The organism is Sphingomonas sp. Leaf339 (genome assembly GCF_001426195.1).
Classification (GTDB): Bacteria; Pseudomonadota; Alphaproteobacteria; order Sphingomonadales; family Sphingomonadaceae; genus Sphingomonas.
The window spans coordinates 685,487-708,114 of sequence record NZ_LMRS01000001.1 but is presented as its reverse complement, the minus strand read 5'-3'; the positions used below and the strand labels follow the sequence as shown (position 1 = coordinate 708,114).

Here is a 22,628-nt window from a genome sequence, read left to right as displayed (position 1 = left end):
CAACGTGCATCACCCGGCATCCACCCCCACCGGTTCCGCTACACCGCCCGCATCAGACGGATCGGCCAATGCGCGATTCTGGTCGATACCGGGCTTGCGCGCAACCAGCTTCGCCGGATCGCGCATATCGAAGCGCAGCCAGCCCCGGCCCAGCAGCGGTCGCGCGCCGTCCAGTTCCGCAAACCGCACCAGCGCGCGCGGCGCACCCTCTTCGGGGAGCGCCAGCACCTCGCCGCTTTCGAATGTCAGGTCCCAGCGGCGATTGCCGATCCACGTCGCCGCCTTAATCCGCGGCTTGAGCGCGGGTGCGGCGGCGAGCAGCGCCTGATAATTCGCCTCTTGCCGATCGGCGCCGGGGCCGATTACCAGCGGCAATGCCGGGATCGCATCGGGTCGTACCGGTTCCAGCAGCACCCCCTGCGCATCGATCAACGTCAGTTCGCCGCGATCCTGCCACACCGCCGCCGGCGTGCGTTCGACGATATCGATCAGCAACGTATCGGGCAGCCGGCGCGAGACGTGCGCGTCGGCGATCCAGCCGTAGCGCAACAAATTCTGCCGCACCGATTCCAGATCGACGAGCGGCATCGCGCGACTTTGCTGGTCGAGCGCCACGGCATAAACGGACATTCGATCCATCCGCTTCAGGCCGGTGATCTCGATCTGCTGGACCCGGAACCCCGCCTGCCCGGCGGTTTCGGCCAGCGCCGCTCCGATCATGCCAGGGATGCCGATCCACGTCGCTGCGACGACAACCGAGGCGCCGGCGATGCCGGTGATTGTCCATGTCACGGCGCGGCGAAGCGTCTCCTCGCTGACCGGCAGGCGCGCAACGATCCGGTCGATCATCGACACCTTCTTAACCGGCTGTTTGCGCCGGGGAGCGGGTCGCTTGGGCGGGGTGCCGCGCTTGATCGTCCGGCTCATCCCGATATGGCCTTCCGATCGGCCATCGCCTCATCGACGATCGCCTGCACCAGTTGCGGATAGCTCATCCCGATGTGCCGCGCCTGTTCGGGGACTAGGCTGAGCGGAGTCATGCCGGGCTGGGTGTTCACTTCGAGCAGGAACAGACCGTCGACGCCGCGTTCGTCGTCCCAGCGGAAGTCGGAGCGGCTGGCACCCTTGCAGCCGAGCAGACGATGCGCCTCCAATGCCAATGCCTTGCAGGCATCGGCGATCTCGTCGGGAATACGCGCGGGGCAGACATGCTCGGTCAGGCCGTCGGTGTATTTCGCGTCGAAATCATACCAGCCATTCTTCGGGATCAGTTCGGTGACGCCCAACGCCCGGTTGCCCAGTACCGACGTGGTCAGCTCGCGACCGCGGATGTATGGCTCGGCGAGCAGTTCCTCGAACTCCTGCCACGGACCGGTCGCGTCAGGGGCGATCGGGTCGCCGTAATTGCCGTCTGCGGTCACGATAGCGACGCCGACTGACGAGCCTTCGTTGACGGGTTTCAATACATAGGGACGCGGCAGTGGGTCGCGTTCGAACAGATCGGCGGACTTGACGATGCGGCCGCCGGGCATCGGCACGCCGTTTGGCACCAAAGCCTGCTTGGTCAGCACCTTGTCGATCGCGATGACCGAGGTGGCGAGGCCGGAATGGGTATAGGCGACGCCCATCAGGTCCATCAGGCCCTGCACGCTGCCGTCCTCACCCGGCGTGCCGTGCAGCGCGTTGAAGACGAGATCGGGCTTCGTATCGGCGAGGCGCGCAGCCACATCGCGGTCCATGTCGATGCGGGTGACGCGGTGGCCAAGCGACTCCAGCGCATCGGCAACGCCCGCGCCCGATTGCAGCGACACGGATCGTTCGGCCGACCAGCCCCCCATCAGGACGGCGATATGGAGGGTCTGAATATCGCTCATCACTTCAATCCCACCCGCTGGATTTCCCATTCCAGTGTCACGCCCGATTGCACCTTCACACGGTCGCGGACCTCCTCGCCCAGCGCTTCGATCTCGGCGGAGGTGGCACTGCCGAGGTTCAGCAGGAAATTACAGTGTTTTTCCGACACCTGCGCATCGCCGCGGGTCAGGCCGCGACAGCCGGAGGCGTCGATCAGCGCCCAAGCCTTGTGGCCGGGCGGGTTCTTGAAGGTTGACCCGCCGGTGCGGCTGCGCAGCGGCTGCGATGCCTCGCGCTCGGCAGCGATGCGGTCCATCTCGGCACCGATCGCGGCGGGATCGCCGGGGGTGCCACGGAAGGTCGCCTCAATGACGATCGCGCCGTCGGGCAGGTCGGAATGCCGATAGGTGTAGCCCAGTTGCTCCACCGTCATCGGCTGCACCGTGCCGTCGCGCAGCACCACGACGCAGGCGGTCAGCACGTCGGCGACCTCACGACCATAGGCGCCGCCGTTCATGCGGACGAAACCGCCGACGGTGCCGGGGATCGAGCGCAGGAACTCCACCCCGGCGATGCCGGCGTCACGTGCGGTGGAGGCGACGAGGATGCCTGACGTGCCACCGCCGCAGGTCATGGTGACGCCGTCGTCCGACGTGCGGGCGAAGGCGAACGGCTTACCGAGCCGCACGGTGACGCCGGGCATCCCGCCATCGCGCACGATCAGGTTCGATCCCAGCCCCAGCGGCCAGACCGGCACCGCCGGATCGAGCGCGGCGAGGAAAGCGGACAGGTCATCGACATCTGCCGGCTCGAACAGCCAGTCGGCCGGGCCGCCGGTCTTGAACCAGACGAGCGGCGCCAGGGAGGCGGACCGGGTCAGCCGGCCGCGTACCTGGGGCATCGTGGGTGGCAGATCGGCGGCGGCCGTCACCATGGACCGACACCCCATAGTCGCGTCCATGCCTGCCATGCGGCCAAATTCGCCTCCGCCGCCTTGCGCGATGCCTCCTGCGCCTTCACCAGCGCGTCGCCATTATCGACCGCCTGCTGGCCCATGTTCAGCGCCTGCTTCTGCGCGTCGAGCATCTGCTTTTGCAGGTCCATCGATGCTTTCAGCCAGTCGTTCATCGGCCCGATCCTCTTTTCGCCTCGATCGCCGGCGCGAGCGACGCCGCCCATTTGGTGATGTCGCCGGCCCCCAGACAGACGATCATATCATGGGCCTCGATCGTCGTCGCGAGTTCGTCGGCCAGCGCATCGGCATCCGTCACCACGCCGGCATGGCGATGGCCGCGCCGTTTCAGTCCGGCGACGAGCGCCTCGGAATCGACCCCGTCGATCGGCTCCTCACCCGCGGCATAGACCGGCGTCACCAGCACCCGATCGGCGTCGTTGAAAGCGGTCTGGAAATCCTCCATCAGATTGCCCAGCCGCGTGAAGCGATGCGGCTGCACGACCGCGATCACCCGGCCCTGCGCGCCTTCGCGGGCGGCGGCGAGCACCGCGCGGATTTCGACCGGATGATGACCGTAATCGTCGATGATGGTGGCGCCGGCCACCTCGCCCACCTTGGTGAAGCGCCGCTTCACGCCGCCGAACTTGGCGAACCCGTTCTGGATGGTCGCGTCGTCGATGCCCATTTCCAGCGCGACGCCGATCGCGGCGAGCGCGTTCTGGACGTTGTGGCGGCCGGGCATCGGCATCTCGATCCCCTCGATCGAGCGGGTCGCGCCATCGCGGCCCCGCACGATGCATTCGAAGCGATTGCCGCCCGGTATCGGCGTCACGTTGACGCCGCGCACGTCCGCCTGTGCGGAGAAACCATAGGTCACGACCCGGCGATCGCGGACACGCGGCAGGATGTTCTGCACCTCGGGATGGTCGAGACAGAGCAGCGCGGCGCCATAGAAGGGCACGTTCTCGACGAATTCGACGAACGCGTCCTTCACCGCATCGAACGATCCGTAGTGATCGAGATGTTCGGGATCGATGTTGGTCACGACCGCGATGGTGCCGTCGAGGCGCAGGAAACTGCCGTCGCTCTCGTCCGCCTCCACGACCATCCAGTCGCTGGCCCCGAGCCGGGCGTTGGAGCCATAGCTGTTGATGATGCCGCCGTTGATGACGGTAGGATCGACGCCGCCGGCATCGAGCAACGCGGCGACCATCGACGTCGTCGTGGTCTTGCCATGCGTACCGGCCACCGCGACGGTCGATTTCAGGCGCATCAGTTCGGCCAGCATCTCCGCCCGGCGGACGACGGGGACGCGCCGTTCCAGCGCCGCCTCGACTTCCGGATTCGAGCGCACGATCGCGGTCGAGACGACGACGACGGCGGCGTCGCCGATATTGGCGGCATTATGCCCGATCGCCACGGGGATGCCCTTGTCGCGCAGGCCCTGCACGACATAGCCCTCCGCCACATCGGACCCCTGCACGGCATAGCCGAGGTTCTTCATCACCTCCGCGATGCCGGACATGCCGATGCCGCCGATGCCGACGAAGTGGATCGTGCCGATGTCGGTCGCTACACCTCTCATGCGTAGGCGGCCTTTTGCTGGCGTGTCGTCACGGGCAGGCGCGCGCGCGGGGCGTCGAGGCTTTCGACCAGATCGGCGAGGTCGCCGACCGCATAGGGGCGACCGATGCTGCACGCGCGGCCGGCGGCGTTTTCGAGGGCGGCGGGGTCGAGACCCAGTTTCTGCATCTGCTTGGCGAGTTCCACGGCGGTGAATTTCTGTTGCGGGATCGTGCGGGCGCCGCCGATATCGGTCATCTCGCGCGCATTGGCGGTCTGATGATCGTCAGTCGCGGACGGCAGCGGCACGAGGATCGCGGGCCGGCCGGCGGCGGTCAGTTCGGCGATGGTGGAGGCTCCGGCGCGACCGATGACCAGATGCGCCCAGGCCAGTTGTTCGGGCATGTCGGGCAGGTACGTCGCCAGTTCGGCCGCGATCTGGTGTTCGGCATATTGCGCGCGGGCGGCGTCGATATCCTCGATCCGTGCCTGATGCGTCACCTGCAAGCGGCGGCGGAAGGTGGGCGGCAGCATCGCGAGGCCATCCGGCACCACCTGACTGAGCACGCTGGCCCCCTGGCTGCCACCGGTCACCAGCACCCGGAAGATGCCGTCTGCTTCCAGCAACGGATACGGACGCGTGCGTAGTGCCAGTACCGCCTCGCGCACGGGATTGCCGACGAGGTGGGTCTTGGCGATCAGCTTTTCGGGCAGGCGCTCGGTGCGTTCGTACGACGTCGCGATCGCATCGACGCGGCGGGCGACGAGGCGGTTGACGCGGCCCAGCACCGCGTTCTGTTCATGCACCGCGGTCGGGATCTTGTGCGCGAAGGCGGCCAGCAGCGCGGGCATCGCCGGATAGCCGCCGAAGCCGATCACCGCCGCCGGCCGGAACGTCTTGTACAACTCGCGCGCCATCGCCCGGCCGCGCCACATCTCGCGCAACGCCTTCGCATAGCCGAGCGGACCACCGGCGAACCGGCCGGCGGGCAGGACATGGGTCTGCACGCCGTCGAACAGTTCCGGAAAGCGCACGCCCCGCGCATCGGATACCAGCGCGACGTGATGCCCGCGCTTCATCAGTTCGGCCGCCAGCGCCGCTGCGGGAACCATGTGACCGCCGGTGCCGCCGGCCGCCAATACGTAATGCTTCGTCATTCGCCGCTCCAGCGGACCACGTAGGGTGACCGCGTCAGGAACGGATTGCGCCGGGTAAACGCCAGCAGCAAGCCCATGCCGACCGACAGCGCGATCATCGAAGACCCGCCATAGCTGATGAAGGGCAACGTCATACCCTTGGACGGGGCCATGCCGGTATTGACCGCCATCGACACCAATGCCTGCATCCCGAACTGGGTGGCGAGGCCGGAGGCGGCGAGCAGCTTGAATTCATCCTGTTCGTCCAGCAGCTTGACGAATACCCGGACGACGATCGCCAGAAAGATGACCGCGATTACAGCGCAGGCGATCAGGCCGAATTCCTCGCCGATCACTGAAAAGATGTAATCGGTATGCGCCTCGGGCAGGCCAAACTTCACGGAGCCACCGCCGGGCCCGGTGCCCGTCCAGCCGCCCGCCGTCAGCGTACGATGCGCAGCATCCACCTGAAAATGATCCGCCGCGCCTTCGCCCTCGATACCCGGAAACAGAAACGCATCAATCCGCTGGCGCGCGGTGCCGTAGAACAGATACGCCGCCGCCAGTCCGGCCGGGATCATCGCGGCCAATCCTACCAGCACCTTCGTCGGCGTGCCGGCGATCATCAGGAGCGCCATCCAGACCGAACAGAAAATCACCGTCTGGCCGAAATCGGGCTGCATCATCAGGATGAAGGCGATGCCAGCGGTGATGCCGCCGGTCATCAGCACGGTCGGCAATTCCTGATCCTTGGCCTTCAGCGACAGCAGCCACGCGATCGTGACGATGAACAGCGGTTTCAGGAATTCCGACGGCTGGAACTGCGCGAAGCCATAGCCGATCCAGCGCTTCGCACCGTTCACCTCGACACCGATCAGCGGCGTCAGTGCGAGCAACAGCGTGAACAGTGCCGCCCCCATCACCGCGAACCGTCGCGCCACCGTGACGGGGAGCATCGACACGCCGAACAAAACAGGCAGCGACACGCCCACCCACATCAACTGACGCCAGAAGTAATAAAGCGGTGCAATCTTGTGCTTGTCGCCCGAATAGCGGACCGCCGAAGCCGGGCTGGCCGCCGCCACCGCGATCAGGCCGATCGCGATCAGGAACAGCGTCAGCAACAAAAGCATCCGATCGATGTCCCAGAACCACGTGCCGAGCGGCGATCGATCGCCGCGACCGCCGCGCCGCTTCACCTGTGCCATCAATCGTGCGCCCTTGCCGTCACCGGCCCGCATATCAGTCATGTCAGCGCCTCCACGGCCGCGCGGAACGCGGCCCCCCGCTCCTCATAATCGCGGAACTGATCGAAGCTAGCACAGGCTGGCGACAGCAGAACCACCTCACCCGGTTTCGCCTGTGCCGCAGCACTGGCTACGGCGGCGGCGAGCGTGCCTGCCTGTTCGACCGGCATGTGGGCAGAGAGGACGTCGGCGAAACGTGGTCCTACCTCGCCGATGGTATACGCCTTAACGACGTGGCCGAATGACGGTGCGCAGGCGTCGAGATCGTCGCCCTTGGCGCGGCCGCCGACGATCCAGTGAACGCGGGGATAGGCGGCAAGCGCCGGAGCGGCGCTCTCTGGGTTGGTCGCCTTGGAATCATCGACATAGGCGACGCCGCCGACACTGCCGATCTGTTCCATCCGGTGCGGCAGGCCACGGAAGCTGGCCAATCCCCGGTCGATATCGACTTCTGCGGTACCCAGCGCGTGGGCGACGGCGATGGCGGCGAGCGCGTTCTGGGCGTTGTGCGGCCCTTGCAGCGACTGCCAGCCGCGCTGGTCCATGCAAACGCCCGGCGCGATCTTCGTCAGATGTTCGCCGCGGGCGGACAGCGACCGCGCGATCACGGCCGAAGGGGCGTCGCCGATGCCGATTACAGCGTCATGCGTCGCCGACTGCATCGCGAAGAGGCGTGCCTTCGAGGCAGCATAGCCGTCGAACCCGTCATAGCGATCGAGGTGGTCGGGCGTGATGTTCAGTAGCACCGCGACGTCGCAATCGAGGCTTTGCGTCAGATCGATCTGGTAGCTCGACAGTTCCAGCACATAGACGCCGCCGGCGGGCAGCGGCTCCGCGCCCAGGATCGGCAGGCCGATATTGCCGCCCATCAGCGTTGGCAGGCCGGCGGTGTCGCAGAGGTGCTTGATGAGCGCGGTGGTGGTCGATTTACCGTTAGTGCCGGTAATGCCGACGACCTTGTGCGGCGGCAGATCGGCACGTGCTTCGGCGAACAGTTCGATGTCGCCGATAACGGGTACGCCGGCGGCGCGGGCGGCGGCCACGAGCGGGTGGGTGTTGAGGGGAACGCCGGGCGATACGACGAGACCGGCGGCGCCGTCCAGACGCAGGTCGGCGAGATCGTGGATGATGACCCCATCGATCGCCGCCGCCCGCTCGCGCGCGGCCCGGTCCGTATCCCACGCCACGACATGCGCGCCGGCCGACGCCAGCGCCGCGACCGTCGCCAGCCCCGACCGTGCCAGCCCCAGCACGGCGTAGCGTTTACCGCTCCAAGTGGCGGCGACGATCACCGCAGCTTCAACGTCGATAGGCCAGCGAGCGCCAGCACGAACGCGATGATCCAGAAGCGGATGACGACGGTCGGTTCGCTCCAGCCGAGCTGTTCGAAATGATGGTGGATCGGCGCCATTTTGAAGACGCGGCGGCCGGTGCGCTTGTAGAAGAAGACCTGGATGATGACGCTCATGGCCTCGACCACGAACAGGCCGCCGATGATGCCCAGCACGATCTCATGATGCGCGACCACGGCAATCGTCCCGAGCGCGCCACCCAGCGCGAGGCTGCCGGTATCACCCATGAAGACGGCGGCGGGTGGGGCGTTGAACCATAAGAAGGCGAGGCCCGCGCCGACCACTGCGCCGCAGAAGATCGCCAGTTCGCCGGCGCCGGGCACGTGCTGGATACCCAAATACTCCGCGAACTTCACGTTGCCGGCCAGATAGACGATGACCATGAACGCTACGCTGGCGATGATGACCGGCATGGTAGCCAGGCCATCGAGCCCATCGGTCAGGTTCACCGCATTACCGAACGCGACGATCGTGAAGGCGGCGAACAGCGGGTAGAAATACCAAAGCTCGATATACATCCGGTTGGTGAAGGGCAGGTACAGGCCAGTCCCGTTCTGCCGCATGATGATGCAGGCCGCGATTCCGGCGATGATGAATTCCAGCAACAGGCGCACTCGCCCCGGCACGCCAGCGGTCGTGGCTTTGCGAACCTTGTCGTAATCGTCGAGGAACCCGATCGCGCCGAACCCCAGCGTCACGAACAGGCATGCCCAGACATAGGGGTTGGATATGTCCATCCACATCAGGATCGCCAGCGACATCGCGGTCAGGATCATCAGCCCGCCCATCGTCGGCGTGCCGCGCTTGGCCAGATGCGTCTGCGGCCCGTCGGCACGGATCGGCTGCCCCTTGCCCTGGCGCACGCGCAGCCAGCCAATGAATTTTGGACCGATGATTAGGCCGATGAACAACGCCGTAGCCACCGCCGCACCGGTGCGAAACGATTGATAGCGGATGAGGTTGAGCAGCCCCTGGAAACCCAGATGCTCGGCGATCCAGTACAACATTATCCGCCCTTCAGACCCGCGATCACGCGCGCCAGCCCGACCCCGTTGGAACCCTTCACCAGCACCGCGTCGCCGGGTGCGATTAGGGCGCGCAACCGATCGAGCGCCATCGAAGCGTCGGGCACATGGACGATTGCGACCCGGCCCTCAAGCCTTTCCGCGAGCGGCCGCATCGCTTCACCGACCAGGATGGCCGTTTCGACGCGCGCGTCCTCGACCGGGCCGGCGAGCCCGGCGTGATAGTCGGCCGATGCCTCACCAAGTTCACGCATTTCGCCCAAAACGGCAATGTGGCGTCCGGGTTCATGCGCCAGCACCGCCAGCGTCGCGCGCATCGATGCGGGGTTCGCGTTGTAGCTTTCGTCGATCACCAACGCATCGCCGGCGGTCACGAAGCGGGCGCCCCGGCCGGGCAAACCGCCCAGTTCGGCCAGCGCCAGTCCCGCCATCGCCAGATCGCCGCCGACTGCATCGACCGCAGCCAGCACGGCAAGCGCATTCGACACCCAATGGGCGCCGGGCTGAGACAGCGTAAAGCTAAGTTCGCGGTCGCCGATGCGCGCGGTCACGAAGCTACCGCCGCTTTTCACGCGCACTGCCTCGATCGCGCGGACATCGGCGGCCGGATCATTGCCGAAGGTCACGATCCGCGCGGCATAGGGCTGCGCAGCGGCGATCAGCCGGTCGCGATGCGTGCTGTCATACGGGATGATCGCCACCCCGCCCGGCTCGAGGCCACGAAAAATCTCGCCTTTGGCATCCGCGATCGCGCTTTCGTCGGGGAAGAAGGCGGTGTGCGCCGGTGCGATGGCGGTGACGACGGCGACATGCGGTCGCACCAGCGTCGTCAGATGGGCCAGTTCGCCGGGATGGTTCATGCCCATTTCGAAGACCGCCGCATGGGTAGCGGCGGGCATCCGGGCGAGGCTGAGCGGCACGCCGGTGTGATTGTTGTAGCTCTTGACCGAGCGGTGCGCCTGCCCGCGCCAGATGCGATCGAGGCAGGCGTACAGCGCCTCCTTGGCGCTCGTCTTGCCGACCGAACCGGTGACGCCGATCACCTTGGCCGCAGTGTGTGCCCGCGATGCGCGCGCCAGGTCTTCCAGCGCGGCGAAGGTATCGGCGACGCGGACATGTGGTCCGTCAGACATATCTGATACGATCGCACCGGTGGCACCCTGCGCGAAGGCTTGCGTCAGGAAACGGTGGCCGTCCGTGGCTTCGCCCGTCAGCGCGATGAACAGGTCGCCCGGCCCGACCTCGCGACTGTCGAAGGCGACGCCCGTGGCCGCGAAGTCAGCCGAGGCGCGACCACGGGTCGCAGCGGCGATCGCGGCCGACGTCCACAAGCTCATCCGTCCGCCCCGTAGCGAAGACCGAGTTTGGGACGTTCGGAGACCGGCATATTGCGCGTTTTCGGCGAGGCGGTCTTGGCCGGCATCACCAGCTTGCGATCCTTCGGGGATCGGAACCAGTCGGCCGTGACCGACAAACCATCAAATTCATCGGCCGCTTCGATCGCGGACCAATTCAACCCTGCCCTCATCCAACGCACTCCCGTGCTACGGCGACATCATCGAACGGCAGCACCATGTCGCCGACGATCTGTCCCTGTTCATGCCCCTTGCCGGCAATCAGAACGATGTCCGCCGGCCCCGCATCGCGGATCGCGGCAGCAATCGCGGTGCGGCGGTCGCCGATCTCGATCGCGTCCGGTGCGCCCTTCAGCACCGACCGGCGGATGATCGACGCATTCTCACCGCGCGGATTATCGTCGGTGACGATTACCCGGTCGGCCTGCGCCGCCGCCACCTGTCCCATCGGTTCACGCTTGCCCGTGTCGCGATCGCCACCCGCGCCGAACACGACGATCAATTGCCCTGCGGCATGGGGCTTCAGCGCCGCGATGGCCGCTTCGAGTGCGTCGGGCGTGTGGGCGTAATCGACATATATGGGTGCGCCGGATTTCGCGATGGCGGCACGTTCCAGCCGTCCGCGTACCGGCTGCAACCGGGCCAGCGCCTGCAACGTCGCCACGACCGATGCGCCAGTGGCGATGACCAGCCCGACCGCTACGAGCGCATTGGCGGCTTGGTAGGCGCCGATCAGCGGCAGTTCGATACGGTGCGTGACGCCTTCCGCCTCGATCGTCAGCCCCTGTCCCAGCAGGCTTGGTTCCCGGCCGACGAGGCGCAGCGTGCTACCGCGCGCGCCGACGGTGATGAGGCGGTTGCCGCGTTCCCGTGCCAGATCGACGACACGTGCCGACTCGGGATCATCGGCCCAGACAACGGCGGTGCCGTCAGGCGACAGCACTTCGGAGAACAGGCGCATCTTGGCGGTCAGATACGCCGCCATATCGCCGTGATAGTCCAGATGATCACGGCTGAGATTGGTGAATGCCGCGGCATCGACGGTCAGACCCTCGGTCCGGTATTGCGTCAGACCATGGCTGGATGCCTCGAAGGCCAGATGCGTCACGCCTTCGCGGGCCAGCCCGGCGACGTTGGACAGGAACGTCACGACATCGGGCGTCGTCAGTCCCGTCGTCACCCGCTCGTCGGCAGTCGTGACGCCCAGCGTACCGATAGACGCCGCGTGATGGCCCGTCATCCGCCACAGCTGGCGGACCATCTCGACCGTCGATGTCTTGCCGTTGGTACCCGTCACCGCAACCACGGTATTGGGAAACGGACCGAAGAAACGGGCGGCGGCGCGGGCGAAGGCGGCACGAGGTTCGTCGTCGATAATGTGGACCGCGCCCTGCACCACCGCTTCGGGTCGGGCGACCACGGCGATCGCCCCGGCGCGGATCGCATCGGCGATAAAATCTTCGCCGTTCACGCGAGCGCCGCGGAAGGCGCCGAAGATGGTGCCGGGCGCAACCTTGCGATGATCGATAGCGAAGCCGGTGACGGCCACGTCTTCGCTGCCGCCGGTCAGCTGACCGAGCCTCATCGCGCGCCGCTCATTGTCCGGTCGCCGGTCGGCGGCTGGGATCGTCCCACAGGGTCGGTGTGATGTCCGACACGTCGATGTCGCGCGCCTCGTCGGGGACGACGCCCAGGATTGCGCCGACCCGCGAAATCGTCCGACCGACGACGGGAGCGGCGTTCCACGCGGCAGTCTTCCAACCGGAGGTTTCCTTTGTGCCCAGCGGCGAATCAAGCATGGCGAGCACGACATAACGCGGTGCATCCATCGGGAATGCCGCCGCGAAGGTCGCGACGTTGCGCGAGCGATCATAGCCCCCCGCCACCGCCGCCTCGGCCGTGCCGGTCTTGCCACCGACGCGATAGCCCGGTGCCTCCCCCTTGCGACCGGTGCCGCGCTGGACGATCAGGCGCAACATCTGCCGCATCCGCGCGCTCGTCTGTTCGCTGATGACACGCCGGCCTGCCGCGGCATGGCCCGGTTCGACCTTCAGCAACGTCGCCGGCCGCCAGATGCCGCCATTGACCAGCGTGGCATAGGCGTTGGCGAGGTGCAGCGGCGTCACTGCGATGCCATGGCCATAGGCGGTGGTCATCGTGGTCGTGCGCGCCCAATATTTTGGCCACAGCGGACCACCCTTTTCGCGCAATTCGATGTCGGGCTTGGTATCGAAGCCGAGCTTTTTGAACATCGCCTGCATCCGCTGCGGCCCGACCTCGTCGGCGACGCGGGCGGTGGCGATGTTGGAGGAGTAGATCAGCGTTTCCGCCATATTCAACCAGCGCTTCGGATCGCCGCGCTCGTCATGGATGGTATAGCCGCCAACCTTCAGTGGATGGGTCGCGTCGAAGCGGCGGGCGAAAGAGGTCACGACGCCGGTATCCATCGCCGTCGCCATCGTAATCGGCTTGAAGGTGGAGCCCAGCTCGAACACGCTCTGCGTGGTGATGTTGCGCAGTTCCTCGCTGCCGGCCATGCCAACGCGGTTGGGATTGAACGTCGGCAGCGAAACCATGGCGATCACCTCACCGGTCGCGACATCCAGGACGATGCCGCCGGCGCCGCGGGCCGAAAAAGTGTTCATCGCGCGGCCGAGTTCGCTCTCCATCGCCGCCTGTACGCGGGTATCGAGCGACAGCGCGATGGGTTGGCCGGCGGTAGCGGGATTCGTCAGGCGCTCGTCCAGCACGCGCTCCATACCGCTCATGCCATGGCCGTCGGTGGACAGGAAGCCGAGCGCATGGGCCGCCATCGACGATTGCGGATAGAGGCGCTGCGTCTCGCGCGCAAAGACGATCGCCGGCTCACCCAATGCATTGACCTGCTCGACCAGGGCGGGAGAGGCGCGGCGTTGCAGATAGGTGAACGAGACGTCCTTGGTCAGCTGGCCATAGAACCAGGTCTGATCGCCACGATCGGGCATTAGCGCCGCCAGCTTCGACGCCAGCTCCATCTTGTCGCCCATAAGGTCGCGCGGATGCACTGCGATCGTCCAGGCATCAATCGTCCGGGCAAGCGGCGCGCCGTTGCGGTCGACGATGTCGCCCCGCCCAGCCAATGTAGCGACACGGGCCTGCGCCTCGGCACCTGAAAACATCGCCAGCACAGTCAGCCGCCCGAGCACCAGCACCACCGCCATCGCGAACAGCAGCATCAGCATCATCAGCCGCGTATGGGCCGTGGCCACCAGCTGATGACGCTGTTTGGCGTTACCACGTTGCGCGATCGGCCGGGCGACGAGAGCGGTCAACGCTTGCGACCCGCCTCGGCGCGTGCGCCCGACAGGATATCGCCGAGCGTGGTGTCGGACAGCAGCTTGCGATCGAGCAATGCCACCGCGTCCGGCCGCACCTTCGCCACCGCGGCGACGGCGGCGCGGCGGGCGACCGACATCTCCGTGCTGCGCGTAGGTGCGATCGCGACCGTGGCGATCACCCGCTGGACGGCGGGAGCGGCAACGGGCGGCGGCGTATTGGCGGCGACGAGCGTCATCGCGGCGGGCAGCAGCGGGGCGGCGCCTGTGGGCACGACCAGCGCGGCGGTCCGCACCATGGCCCCGCCCATCGGCGCGGTCACGTCGAGCGAAGCCAACTGCGCCTCGTCACTGATGAACTGGCCGGCGGTGGGCGCCGACAGAGCCAGCGTATCACCGTTCCACTTTTCCAGCTGGGCCAGATTCGCGCGCGTGTCGAACTCAGTCTCCAGCGCGCGAATATCACGCTCGGCAACCGTAATGCGGCGATTGACCTGTTCGAGCTTCTTGCGCTCGCCCGCGACCTGCAGCGAGACGAGGTAGAAGCCGAGCACGATCGCGACGCACCCGCCGAACCAGCCGATCCCCTTCAGTCTGTACGCCGCCGTCATACGCTCACCTCCACATGCCCAAGGTCGTCCTGCCACGCCGGTGCCGCCGTCCGCCGGGCCGTCCGCAATGTTGCGGAGCGGGCGCGCGGGTTCGCGGCCACCTCCGCCTCGCCGGCGCGGATACCGCGGCCGACCAGTTCGAAACTCGGTGCCGGACCCTGAATGGCCTGCGGCAAATGACGCGAAGCTGAAGGAGCACCGCCGGACCGATCGCGCAGGAACCGCTTCACCATGCGATCCTCCAGGCTGTGAAACGTCACCACCGCCAGTCGGCCGCCCGGTTTTAACACGCGTTCCGCCGCGGCGAGACCATCCGCCAGTTCGCCCAGTTCGCGGTTCACATGGATGCGAATCGCCTGAAAGGTCCGCGTCGCCGGGTCCTTTTTGTCGTGCGGCTTGTAGCCCAGCGCACGGCGGACGATCGAAGCCAGCTCGCTCGTCCGCGTCAACGGCCGCGCCGCCACGATGGCGCGCGCAATCCGCCGCGACTTGGGTTCGTCGCCATACCGATAAATGACGTCGGCGATTAGTGTTTCGTCAGCCTCGTTGCAGAACTCGGCCGCGCTCATGCCCGCCTGCGCCATGCGCATGTCGAGCGGTCCATCGGACTGAAAGGAAAAGCCGCGATCCGCCTGATCCAGTTGCATCGACGACACGCCGATATCCATCGTCACGCCATCGACCGGCCCGACGCCGATACCGTCCAGCGCCGACTCCATCGCCGAGAAATCGGCGTGAATCAGCGTTAGCCCGTCGATCGCCGCAGCTTCACCCGCGGCGATCGCATCGGGATCACGATCGAACGCAATCACCCGCGCGCCGCTGGTAAGGATCGCGCGGGTATAACCGCCGGCACCGAAGGTGGCGTCGACCATCACATCGCCCGGGGCAGGAGCGAGCGCGGCCACGACTTCGGTCATCAGCACCGGGACATGGGGGGCGCTCACAGCGCGATTCCCTTCGACTGCATATAGAAGCGCGCCATTTCCTTGACGACGACGGGCATGTCCTCAGTCGCGATCAAGGTCGTGGGGTCCCAGATTTCGATATAGTCGAGCACGCCGTAGAAGAATGCGTGTTCGCCGATCCCGGCATAGAAGCGCGGGAACGCCGGCATGATGAAGCGACCAGAACCGTCGAACGGCACCGCTTCGCCCACCGCAGCGCGGCGCTTGATGTTGTAATCGTACTCGCCGTCCGCGCTGGTGTTTTCCGCTTCGCGACGATCCAGCCGCTCGGCCAGGATATCGAGATAACCCGAATCATAAGCGACGAGGCAACGGTTCTTCTGGTGAGCACCGATGATGATCGTGCCGCCGGTTTTGCCGTCAGCCTTGGGCGCATTGGCAGCGAGCGTGGTGCGAAGTGCGGAGGGGATAGCTACCCGGCCCTTGTCGTCGACAAGGCCGATGCCGTCTCCCTGATACCGCCCCCTGATCAACACGCCAAACTCCACCCCGGCGCGCACGACTCACCGGCCTCGGACCACGACCATCGTCACGGTCCGGATGCCCAACGCATTCGGAGAGTCTGCCCCTGAAGTAACCTGGGTGTATCAGCGCCCCCCCAACCTAGCAACGGGATTTTTGGGGATTTGTGGGGATAATCCCCCTCATTTGCCGGCTCGGGCGGGATAGCCGGGCTTATACAATTCGTTGCGGGAGCGCGAATGGGTAGCAGCGGACGGTTCGTTCGCGGGACAGGGCGTTGCCGTGCTGACAGATCAGATCGGACAGACAACAAAGGTGGAGAACGATCAGAACCTCACGCCCTCAGTGAGTCGCGGGCAGAAATGCCCAGTTAGGGCGCTGTGGTCGACTCGGCCGTGGGCGATGGGACAGGCGCAGACACCGGGTTTGCGCTGCTGGGCGCTGCGCCCATTTCCGCAAGCGGTTCGCCGGAACCCATCATCGACATATCGTTACCTGCCGCCATTTCGGCCACGACATTGGCTTGAGCAGAACCGCCCACCGGCTGCTCATGGGTCGCCAGACGCAGCACGGAGCTCGCCAAGGCGATCAGCATTACCACCACGGCGAGGCCGATCATGCCGACCTTGATGCGCTGGAGCGATTGCGAGGGGTCGGGCTTGCCTTTCATCTCGTCGTCAGAATGTAACAACATAGCGTACGTCGCTCAAGCCGATCCTCAGGCCAATCCCTTTTGCGCGCGCCATGCCGGATCGTGAAGCGTCGATAGATAACGAAAACCTGTGTCGCACAGGATCGTTGCGACTCGCTTGCCCGGCCCCAATGCCCGCGCCAGCCGAACCGCGCCGGCGACGTTGATGCCTGATGACAGACCGAGGCAGAGTCCTTCCTCGTCGAGCAGGCGGCGGACCCAATCATATCCCTCCTGATCGCCGACCCGAAATTGCGTGTCGATCGGCGCACCTTCCAGATTGGCGGTGATCCGGCCCTGACCGATGCCCTCGGCCACCGAGGACCCCTCGGACTTCAATTCACCATGAGCATAATATTCATACAGCGCCGCGCCATGCGGGTCGGTCAGGGCGATCGCGACGCCCTCGTCCTTTGCCTTCAACCCCATGCCGACGCCTGCGATCGTGCCGCCAGTGCCGGCCGCGCAGGTAAAGCCGTCTATCCGACCATCCATCTGCGCCCAGATCTCTTCAGCGGTGCCGACGATATGCGCACGGCGATTGGCGATGTTGTCGAACTGGTTCGCCCAGATCGCGCCGGCGGTTTCTTCCGCGATCCGGCGCGAGGTGTGCACGAAATGGCATGGGCTGGCGTAAGGCGCGGCCGGCACCAGAACCAGTTCGGCACCCAATGCGCGCAGCGTGTCCATCTTCTCGCGACTTTGCGTTTCGGGCATCACGATGATCGTCTTGTAACCCTTGGCATTGGCGACCAGTGCCAATCCGATGCCGGTGTTGCCCGCCGTCCCTTCGACGATCGTGCCGCCCGCCTGGAGCGTCCCCCGCGCCTCCGCATCCTCAACGATGAACAATGCCGCGCGGTCTTTGATCGAGGCGCCCGGGTTGGCGAATTCGCATTTGCCGAAAATATCGCAGCCAGTCTCTTCGCTTGGTCCTTTGAGACGAACAAGGGGTGTATGGCCGATGAGTGAGAGCGTGTCGGGAGCAGTATGCATCATCGCTAGATGGCCCCCGCCCCTGCGCCCGGCAAGCGAAAGTGGCTTCGTTGCGGGCAACTGCGACTGCCGGTATAAAGGGCGGGTGAAAAGGTAGAAAATGGGCGCGCAGTTTAACATCAAGGACGCGGAAACCGTTCGGAAGACGCGGGAACTGGCGATCGGTAGCGGCCGGTCGATGACCGAGGTGATCCGCGCCGCGATCGATCGCGAATGGCACGAGCGCGAGGCTTTGGTCGCCGACAAGGTCAGGCAGGCGAATGAGATCGTGAAGCGGTTCCAACAGAACATGCCGGCGGATTGGCGCGGCAAAACGTCGAAGCAAATCATGGATTCCATCTATGACCATGATGGCTCTTCCGCATCATGATCGTCGATTCATCCGCTGTCATGGCGATCCTGATCGGCGAGCCGGAGAGTGACGTTTTGGTTCGTGCTCTGATGACAGCCGATAATTGCAGAATGTCAGCAGGCAGTTGGGTCGAATTAGCCGCCGTCCTTACCCGGAGCCGACGCGACATCCTGTTCGAGCCGCTCCAAGAGTTGATGACGGCGTTTTCGATCCGGATCGAGCCGACGACGGAAGAACAGGCAAGGATCGGACATGCCGCCTATCGGCGGTACGGTATCGGCGCGGGCCACCCTGCTCGGCTGAATTTCGGGGACTGTCTGGCTTATGCGCTGGCGAAGGAAAGCGGAGAGCAACTGCTCTTCAATAGCGACGACTTCAGGCATACCGATGTGATGGCCGCTATCTGCTGAGCCGGCAGGAATACGCTGGCGCGCGCAGAACGTTCCTGTATTGTTCTGCAATCGTGGATCTATCGACTCACCCTTCCACCGCCGTCAGCGCTATCGGTGACAGTCCGTCGGCTCGCGACACCGCGCGTGATACCATGAATATGCCGCCGCGCCCGTTGCGGTGGCTGTTTCTCGACCTCAATTCCTATTTTGCCAGCGTCGAACAGCAATTGCAGCCATCCTTGCGCGGGCGGCCGGTACTGGTGGCGCCGGTCGGCTCCGATACGACCGTCGCTATCGCCGCGTCGATCGAGGCCAAGCGATACGGCATCGGCACCGGTACGCCTGTCTGGCGGGCGAAGGAATTATGTCCGCAGGTCATCGTTACGCCGGCGCGACACGAGCGCTATGTCGAGTTCCACGACGCGATCATTGCCGAGATCGAGCGGCATATCCCGATAACTCGGGTCTGTTCGATCGACGAGGTTGCCTGCCGCCTGCTCGACAATGAGAACGGCCGTGACACCGCGGTGGCGCTGGCGGGCCGGATCAAGGCGGGCATCGCCGAGCGGGTCGGTGAGCGGCTGACATCTTCGATCGGCATCGCCCCCAATCGCTTGCTGGCCAAGCTGGCGTCGGATTTGCGCAAGCCCGATGGACTGGTCGTCTTCGAACAAGGCGATCTGCCGCATGCGTTATTTGATCTCCGCCTGCGGGACATCGCGGGCATCGGCGAAAAGATGGAGCGGAGGCTGGCCCGCGACGGCGTCAACGATATCCGGCAACTGTGTGACCGGCGGCCGCGCGATGCCGGTACGGCCTGGGGCGGTACCGATGGCGACCGCCTCTGGTATCTGCTGCACGGGGTCGACCTGCCCGACCGACCGACCCGGTCGCGCAACGTCGGGCATAGTCATGTCCTGTCGCCGCGCCATCGCGGTATCGAACCGGCGCGGCTCACTGCCCGGCGGCTCGCGCTGAAGGCCGCCAGCCGGTTGCGCCGCAAGGGCTATCGCGCGCGGCTGTTGATGCTCCACGCCCGATTCGAAGACGACAAATCGAGTTGGCGGACCTCGATAAAGCTACCTGCGACGCAAGACAGCTTCGTCGTACTTAATCATTTGGACGCGCTGTTTCCCCGTCTGCACGCCGCCGCGTCATTGCGACCCGGCGGGTTTCGGTTGCGGCTAGTCGGCGTGACGCTGGCCGAGATCGAGCCGGTCGCCGCCGAACAGGGGTCGTTGTTTGCCTTTCTCGACCCGAACGACCCGCTGGCGCGCGAGACGCGGGGACTGGCGCTCAGCCGGGCGATGGACCGGATCAACCAGCGCTGGGGTCGCAACGCCGTGTCGGTCGGGCCGTTGAACGGCGGGCGGCTCGACCGGATCGGCACCCGCATCGCGTTTGGCCGCATTCCAGAGGTCGCGGAGTTTCATGAGTAGGCAGGCTGTCGCTTGACGCACCGAAGCAGATCGGCAAAGCGTTGTTCCGCTATGAAGATGAACACCCTCCTCATCGCCGCGCCACTCGCGCTCCTGACTGCGTGCAATTCGCAGCCGTCAACGCCTGAAGTGCTTGATTCCAACCCAGATCCAATGGCCAATCAGATCGCCAACGCCGCGCCGGTAGAGCTGCCGCCGGCCATTCGTGCGGACAAGACGTTCCGCTGCGCTGACGGATCGGTCATCGGCATCGCTTTTTTCCAAGGCGATACGCAAGTCAATGTCCGCATCCCGGCAACCGGCAAGCCTACCCGTCTGACCGCCCCGGCAAAGGGCGACCCCTACACCGCGGACGGCGGCTGGAAGCTGACCGGCGACGACAGTGCCGTGACGTTGACCGAGCCCGGCAAGAAGGCGCTCAGCTGCCACACCTGATCCTTGCCGATCACGACCATCATCGGGCCGGCGGAGTGATCCGCCGGCCTTTTTCTTGTCACTTGCCACCAGCCCACCATGGCGCCACCGTGATCGGCGACCATGGATATTCTTGATCCGCAACTGGTGCTCGGCGCCTATTCGGTCGGGGTTTTCCCGATGGCCGACCATCGCGATGCCGACAGCGTCTATTGGGTTGAACCACGCCAGCGGGCGATCCTGCCACTGGAAGGGTTTCGTCTATCGAGAACCTTGCGGCGCACGTTGATTGCGGACCGGTTCCGGGTGACAGCCGACCGTGACTTTGCCGGGGTCCTGCGCCTTTGTGCCGAAAGTGTCGAAGGCCGTCCGGACACGTGGATCAATGGCAGCATCGAACAGGTGTTCGTCCGCCTGCACGCGATGGGCCATGCCCACTCGATCGAATGTTGGGACGGGGACCGGTTGGTCGGGGGCTTGTATGGCTTGGCGTTGGGCCGCGCGTTCTTCGGCGAGAGCATGGTCAGCCGCGCGACCGATGCGTCGAAGGTGGCGCTGGCATGGCTGGTGGCGCGGCTGACCGCCGGCGGCTTCACGTTGCTCGATTGTCAGTTCCAGACGCCGCATCTGGCATCGCTGGGCGCAATGGAAATGCCGCGTGCGGATTATATGGGGCTGTTGTCCGACGCGTTGGCCGGCGTCGTAGATGGCTCGCCATCGGCGGCAGGTGTGCTGGCCTCGGGCGATTTCGGCCGGCTCGATCGCGGTGTTGCCGACAACGTCTCGGTATCAGGTCCGGTCGTCGGGAAGGACATCGTGCAGCTTTTGGTCCAGACATCATAAACCGAGTGCTGAACGACGTTTAACGCCGGCCGTTCCTTGAATAGCCAGCCGGAGAAGGCGCGACGCCACGTGCGGTCGGGACCACGGACGTTGAGCTGGACGAAGGCGCCCGTCAATTGATCGACCTCCCATGGCGCGGTCCGATCGCAGGCGCGCAGCCGGACGACGACATCGCCGACGCGGACCGCGTGACCCGGCTTCACCGTCAGTTCGCGGCTTTCGCCGTTCCGCTTGTTCAACAGACCCAGCACCGCGATCCGGTCTGCCATCGGCGTGGCACCAGCGACCGCCGCCTGCGTCGCGCCGGTATCTAGCGTTTCGATATCGGAGGGCGCTCCCTCTGGCACGTCCTGTTGCACAGCGACGCTCGCCGTCGGCGTAATCGGTGCCCGCAGTGCGCGGTAGCCGAACCAGCCGCCAATCCCCAGCGCCACGACCAGCACGGCCGCGGCGAGCCAGCGGATCATCCCTCCGGCGTCCAGGCTTCGTAGTCGCCAGTCGCAGCGGCGCGGTTACCACCCTTCTCCATTGCGCCGGCAGGGCGATAGGCAAGCGCGGTGCCGGTCATATTGGCAACCGCCGGCTTCTCCCAGGCGCGCTGGAGCGGCAGTGAGCGATCGGGGATCTCGTCGACCTGACGGTGCAGCCAGGCGAACCAGTCCGGTGGCACGCGGCTGGCATCGTTGGCGCCGAGATAGATGACCCATCGGCGGGGCAGGCCCGCCGTATCGGCGCCGCCCTGATAATAGACATTGCCCAGCGCGTCGTCGCCGACCCTGGTCATGCCCCGCAGGCCATAGAAGCGCGTGCCGATGGTGGCGCCATTCCACCAGGTGAAGATCGAGGTCAGGATACCCATGCGACAGCGCTTAACGCGCCCATCGCCGCCCATCAACAACGACCTTCACTTGGCCCGTCCCGTTGCTGCTGTGGCGGACACGGGCCAAATGTCGCACACGGACTCACCTTCTGAAGGAAATGCACGAAGATCATCGCCGGGACGATCCGGACTTCAGCCTGTTTCATCGTTGAATTGCGGCGACTGGTGAGCATCGAGCCGCTGGCAGAAAAGGGCTGATCGCGCTTACCCGCTCGCCTCGACCATCACCGCCAGGGGCCCCTTGCGACCCGATACGATCCGCGCGCGCAGCCGCTGTTCGGGTTCGACCTCGGCGATTCCACCGCGCCTCAGCGTTTCCATATGAACGAAAACGTCGCTGCCATCGCTGTCGCGGACTAGAAAGCCATAGCCCTTCAACCGATTGAACCATTTGACGCTGGCGGCTTCGAACGGCCCCGCCGTGTCGATCAGCGTAACCGGATCGATACGATCCTTCAGATCGCGTGCGCGTGGCGGTGGTGCTTCCTCGACGGCGCCGGACAGGTCGATCGTCAGGATTTCACGCGCCTGAAAACCCCGGCCACGTTCGACCGACATCGTTTCGATCCGCGCCCCTTCGGGCAGGCTTCGCCGCCCATGCGGTTGCAGCACGCTGAAATGGACGAGGATATCGCCCATCGTGGCATCGTCCGCGACCGCGAAGCCGAAGCCGCGGGTCACGTCGAACCATTTGATTACGCCACCGACCGGCACGGCATCCGGCGCCGCACCGTTGTCGGTGTGCGCCACATGCGTTTCCGACGGCATAAGTCACCCC

Annotated in this window: 24 protein-coding genes and 1 pseudogene; 5 read left to right on the top strand and 20 right to left on the bottom strand. The window is 65.6% G+C overall.

The window, feature by feature from the left end; translation table 11 throughout:
- Positions 1-9: 9 nt before the first annotated feature.
- From ASG67_RS03240 to ASG67_RS03155, 17 genes are all read right to left on the bottom strand, one after another.
- Positions 10-927, bottom strand: a complete 918-nt coding sequence (locus ASG67_RS03240; protein ID WP_056525120.1) for a cell division protein FtsQ/DivIB — start codon at positions 925-927, stop codon at positions 10-12.
- Complete coding sequence (locus tag ASG67_RS03235; protein ID WP_056525117.1) at positions 924-1,874, bottom strand: D-alanine--D-alanine ligase; 951 nt, start codon at positions 1,872-1,874, stop codon at positions 924-926. Before ASG67_RS03235 ends, ASG67_RS03240 begins: the two co-directional genes overlap by 4 nt.
- Positions 1,874-2,788 (bottom strand): UDP-N-acetylmuramate dehydrogenase, encoded by a 915-nt coding sequence (gene murB / locus ASG67_RS03230; protein ID WP_235535022.1) that lies wholly within the window; start codon positions 2,786-2,788, stop codon positions 1,874-1,876. Before murB ends, ASG67_RS03235 begins: the two co-directional genes overlap by 1 nt.
- Positions 2,782-2,982 carry a hypothetical protein gene (locus ASG67_RS03225; RefSeq protein ID WP_056525113.1) on the bottom strand — a complete coding sequence of 67 codons (201 nt, stop codon included), beginning with the start codon at positions 2,980-2,982 and terminating at the stop codon, positions 2,782-2,784. Before ASG67_RS03225 ends, murB begins: the two co-directional genes overlap by 7 nt.
- Positions 2,979-4,394 (bottom strand): UDP-N-acetylmuramate--L-alanine ligase, encoded by a 1,416-nt coding sequence (gene murC, locus ASG67_RS03220; RefSeq protein ID WP_056525111.1) that lies wholly within the window; start codon positions 4,392-4,394, stop codon positions 2,979-2,981. The genes ASG67_RS03225 and murC overlap by 4 nt, the downstream gene beginning before the upstream one ends.
- Positions 4,391-5,530, bottom strand: a complete 1,140-nt coding sequence (murG, locus tag ASG67_RS03215) for an undecaprenyldiphospho-muramoylpentapeptide beta-N-acetylglucosaminyltransferase (protein WP_056525108.1) — start codon at positions 5,528-5,530, stop codon at positions 4,391-4,393. Before murG ends, murC begins: the two co-directional genes overlap by 4 nt.
- Positions 5,527-6,759, bottom strand: coding sequence for an FtsW/RodA/SpoVE family cell cycle protein (locus tag ASG67_RS03210; protein WP_056525105.1), 1,233 nt, complete (start codon positions 6,757-6,759; stop codon positions 5,527-5,529). The genes murG and ASG67_RS03210 overlap by 4 nt, the downstream gene beginning before the upstream one ends.
- Positions 6,756-8,048 carry a UDP-N-acetylmuramoyl-L-alanine--D-glutamate ligase gene (murD, locus tag ASG67_RS03205; protein ID WP_056525102.1) on the bottom strand — a complete coding sequence of 431 codons (1,293 nt, stop codon included), beginning with the start codon at positions 8,046-8,048 and terminating at the stop codon, positions 6,756-6,758. The genes ASG67_RS03210 and murD overlap by 4 nt, the downstream gene beginning before the upstream one ends.
- Positions 8,045-9,115, bottom strand: coding sequence for a phospho-N-acetylmuramoyl-pentapeptide-transferase (gene mraY, locus ASG67_RS03200; RefSeq protein ID WP_056525100.1), 1,071 nt, complete (start codon positions 9,113-9,115; stop codon positions 8,045-8,047). The genes murD and mraY overlap by 4 nt, the downstream gene beginning before the upstream one ends.
- Positions 9,115-10,470: a UDP-N-acetylmuramoyl-tripeptide--D-alanyl-D-alanine ligase gene (locus ASG67_RS03195; protein WP_056525097.1), complete on the bottom strand. Its 1,356-nt coding sequence runs from the start codon at positions 10,468-10,470 to the stop codon at positions 9,115-9,117. Before ASG67_RS03195 ends, mraY begins: the two co-directional genes overlap by 1 nt.
- Before the next feature lie 187 nt (positions 10,471-10,657).
- The gene (locus tag ASG67_RS03185) at positions 10,658-12,073 is read right to left on the bottom strand and encodes a UDP-N-acetylmuramoyl-L-alanyl-D-glutamate--2,6-diaminopimelate ligase (RefSeq protein WP_056525092.1); all 1,416 of its coding nucleotides are present in this window, start codon (positions 12,071-12,073) and stop codon (positions 10,658-10,660) included.
- 10 nt (positions 12,074-12,083) lie between these two features.
- A complete protein-coding gene (locus ASG67_RS03180) occupies positions 12,084-13,799 on the bottom strand; it encodes a peptidoglycan D,D-transpeptidase FtsI family protein (RefSeq protein WP_056525089.1) in 1,716 nt (571 codons plus the stop codon).
- On the bottom strand, positions 13,796-14,413 hold the full coding sequence (locus tag ASG67_RS03175; protein ID WP_056525087.1) for a hypothetical protein: 618 nt from the start codon (positions 14,411-14,413) through the stop codon (positions 13,796-13,798). Before ASG67_RS03175 ends, ASG67_RS03180 begins: the two co-directional genes overlap by 4 nt.
- Entirely contained in the window at positions 14,410-15,360 is a 951-nt protein-coding gene (rsmH, locus tag ASG67_RS03170; RefSeq protein ID WP_414887364.1) for a 16S rRNA (cytosine(1402)-N(4))-methyltransferase RsmH, read from the bottom strand. The genes ASG67_RS03175 and rsmH overlap by 4 nt, the downstream gene beginning before the upstream one ends.
- Positions 15,357-15,857 (bottom strand): division/cell wall cluster transcriptional repressor MraZ, encoded by a 501-nt coding sequence (locus ASG67_RS03165; RefSeq protein ID WP_156460610.1) that lies wholly within the window; start codon positions 15,855-15,857, stop codon positions 15,357-15,359. Before ASG67_RS03165 ends, rsmH begins: the two co-directional genes overlap by 4 nt.
- Positions 15,858-16,213: 356 nt before the next feature.
- Positions 16,214-16,513 carry a hypothetical protein gene (locus ASG67_RS03160; RefSeq protein WP_056526396.1) on the bottom strand — a complete coding sequence of 100 codons (300 nt, stop codon included), beginning with the start codon at positions 16,511-16,513 and terminating at the stop codon, positions 16,214-16,216.
- A gap of 48 nt (positions 16,514-16,561) precedes the next feature.
- Positions 16,562-17,530 (bottom strand): cysteine synthase A, encoded by a 969-nt coding sequence (locus ASG67_RS03155; RefSeq protein WP_056526393.1) that lies wholly within the window; start codon positions 17,528-17,530, stop codon positions 16,562-16,564.
- A 100-nt stretch (positions 17,531-17,630) separates the two neighbouring features.
- Here ASG67_RS03155 and ASG67_RS03150 point away from each other — a divergent pair, with 100 nt between their 5' ends.
- From ASG67_RS03150 to aat, 5 genes are all read left to right on the top strand, one after another.
- Positions 17,631-17,900 carry a type II toxin-antitoxin system VapB family antitoxin gene (locus ASG67_RS03150; protein ID WP_056525084.1) on the top strand — a complete coding sequence of 90 codons (270 nt, stop codon included), beginning with the start codon at positions 17,631-17,633 and terminating at the stop codon, positions 17,898-17,900.
- A complete protein-coding gene (locus ASG67_RS03145) occupies positions 17,897-18,292 on the top strand; it encodes a type II toxin-antitoxin system VapC family toxin (RefSeq protein ID WP_056525081.1) in 396 nt (131 codons plus the stop codon). The genes ASG67_RS03150 and ASG67_RS03145 overlap by 4 nt, the downstream gene beginning before the upstream one ends.
- Positions 18,293-18,426: 134 nt before the next feature.
- Positions 18,427-19,713, top strand: coding sequence for a type VI secretion protein ImpB (locus ASG67_RS03140; RefSeq protein WP_082543266.1), 1,287 nt, complete (start codon positions 18,427-18,429; stop codon positions 19,711-19,713).
- A gap of 57 nt (positions 19,714-19,770) precedes the next feature.
- Entirely contained in the window at positions 19,771-20,148 is a 378-nt protein-coding gene (locus ASG67_RS03135) for a hypothetical protein (protein ID WP_321163523.1), read from the top strand.
- 102 nt (positions 20,149-20,250) lie between these two features.
- A complete protein-coding gene (gene aat / locus ASG67_RS03130; protein WP_056525073.1) occupies positions 20,251-20,970 on the top strand; it encodes a leucyl/phenylalanyl-tRNA--protein transferase in 720 nt (239 codons plus the stop codon).
- Between the two features lie 35 nt (positions 20,971-21,005).
- Here the strand turns inward: aat and ASG67_RS19325 are convergent.
- The 3 genes and pseudogenes from ASG67_RS19325 to ASG67_RS03115 all read right to left on the bottom strand — a co-directional run.
- Positions 21,006-21,239, bottom strand: a pseudogene (locus tag ASG67_RS19325) (DUF2155 domain-containing protein); the annotation flags it as partial.
- 194 nt (positions 21,240-21,433) lie between these two features.
- Positions 21,434-21,829 (bottom strand): NADH:ubiquinone oxidoreductase subunit NDUFA12, encoded by a 396-nt coding sequence (locus ASG67_RS03120; RefSeq protein WP_056525067.1) that lies wholly within the window; start codon positions 21,827-21,829, stop codon positions 21,434-21,436.
- A 225-nt stretch (positions 21,830-22,054) separates the two neighbouring features.
- Entirely contained in the window at positions 22,055-22,618 is a 564-nt protein-coding gene (locus ASG67_RS03115) for a cold-shock protein (RefSeq protein WP_056525064.1), read from the bottom strand.
- Between the last annotated feature and the right edge of the window lie 10 nt (positions 22,619-22,628).

Coding starts and splice junctions, on each gene's coding strand:
- ASG67_RS03240 (WP_056525120.1), bottom strand. CDS start 927: ATGAGCCGGACGATCAAGCGCGGCACCCCGCCCAAGCGACCCGCTCCC.
- ASG67_RS03235 (WP_056525117.1), bottom strand. CDS start 1,874: ATGAGCGATATTCAGACCCTCCATATCGCCGTCCTGATGGGGGGCTGG.
- murB (WP_235535022.1), bottom strand. CDS start 2,788: ATGGTGACGGCCGCCGCCGATCTGCCACCCACGATGCCCCAGGTACGC.
- ASG67_RS03225 (WP_056525113.1), bottom strand. CDS start 2,982: ATGAACGACTGGCTGAAAGCATCGATGGACCTGCAAAAGCAGATGCTC.
- murC (WP_056525111.1), bottom strand. CDS start 4,394: ATGAGAGGTGTAGCGACCGACATCGGCACGATCCACTTCGTCGGCATC.
- murG (WP_056525108.1), bottom strand. CDS start 5,530: ATGACGAAGCATTACGTATTGGCGGCCGGCGGCACCGGCGGTCACATG.
- ASG67_RS03210 (WP_056525105.1), bottom strand. CDS start 6,759: ATGACTGATATGCGGGCCGGTGACGGCAAGGGCGCACGATTGATGGCA.
- mraY (WP_056525100.1), bottom strand. CDS start 9,115: ATGTTGTACTGGATCGCCGAGCATCTGGGTTTCCAGGGGCTGCTCAAC.
- ASG67_RS03195 (WP_056525097.1), bottom strand. CDS start 10,470: ATGAGCTTGTGGACGTCGGCCGCGATCGCCGCTGCGACCCGTGGTCGC.
- ASG67_RS03185 (WP_056525092.1), bottom strand. CDS start 12,073: ATGAGGCTCGGTCAGCTGACCGGCGGCAGCGAAGACGTGGCCGTCACC.
- ASG67_RS03175 (WP_056525087.1), bottom strand. CDS start 14,413: ATGACGGCGGCGTACAGACTGAAGGGGATCGGCTGGTTCGGCGGGTGC.
- ASG67_RS03160 (WP_056526396.1), bottom strand. CDS start 16,513: ATGAAAGGCAAGCCCGACCCCTCGCAATCGCTCCAGCGCATCAAGGTC.
- ASG67_RS03155 (WP_056526393.1), bottom strand. CDS start 17,530: ATGCATACTGCTCCCGACACGCTCTCACTCATCGGCCATACACCCCTT.
- ASG67_RS03150 (WP_056525084.1), top strand. CDS start 17,631: ATGGGCGCGCAGTTTAACATCAAGGACGCGGAAACCGTTCGGAAGACG.
- ASG67_RS03145 (WP_056525081.1), top strand. CDS start 17,897: ATGATCGTCGATTCATCCGCTGTCATGGCGATCCTGATCGGCGAGCCG.
- ASG67_RS03140 (WP_082543266.1), top strand. CDS start 18,427: ATGAATATGCCGCCGCGCCCGTTGCGGTGGCTGTTTCTCGACCTCAAT.
- ASG67_RS03135 (WP_321163523.1), top strand. CDS start 19,771: ATGAACACCCTCCTCATCGCCGCGCCACTCGCGCTCCTGACTGCGTGC.
- aat (WP_056525073.1), top strand. CDS start 20,251: ATGGATATTCTTGATCCGCAACTGGTGCTCGGCGCCTATTCGGTCGGG.
- ASG67_RS03120 (WP_056525067.1), bottom strand. CDS start 21,829: ATGGGTATCCTGACCTCGATCTTCACCTGGTGGAATGGCGCCACCATC.
- ASG67_RS03115 (WP_056525064.1), bottom strand. CDS start 22,618: ATGCCGTCGGAAACGCATGTGGCGCACACCGACAACGGTGCGGCGCCG.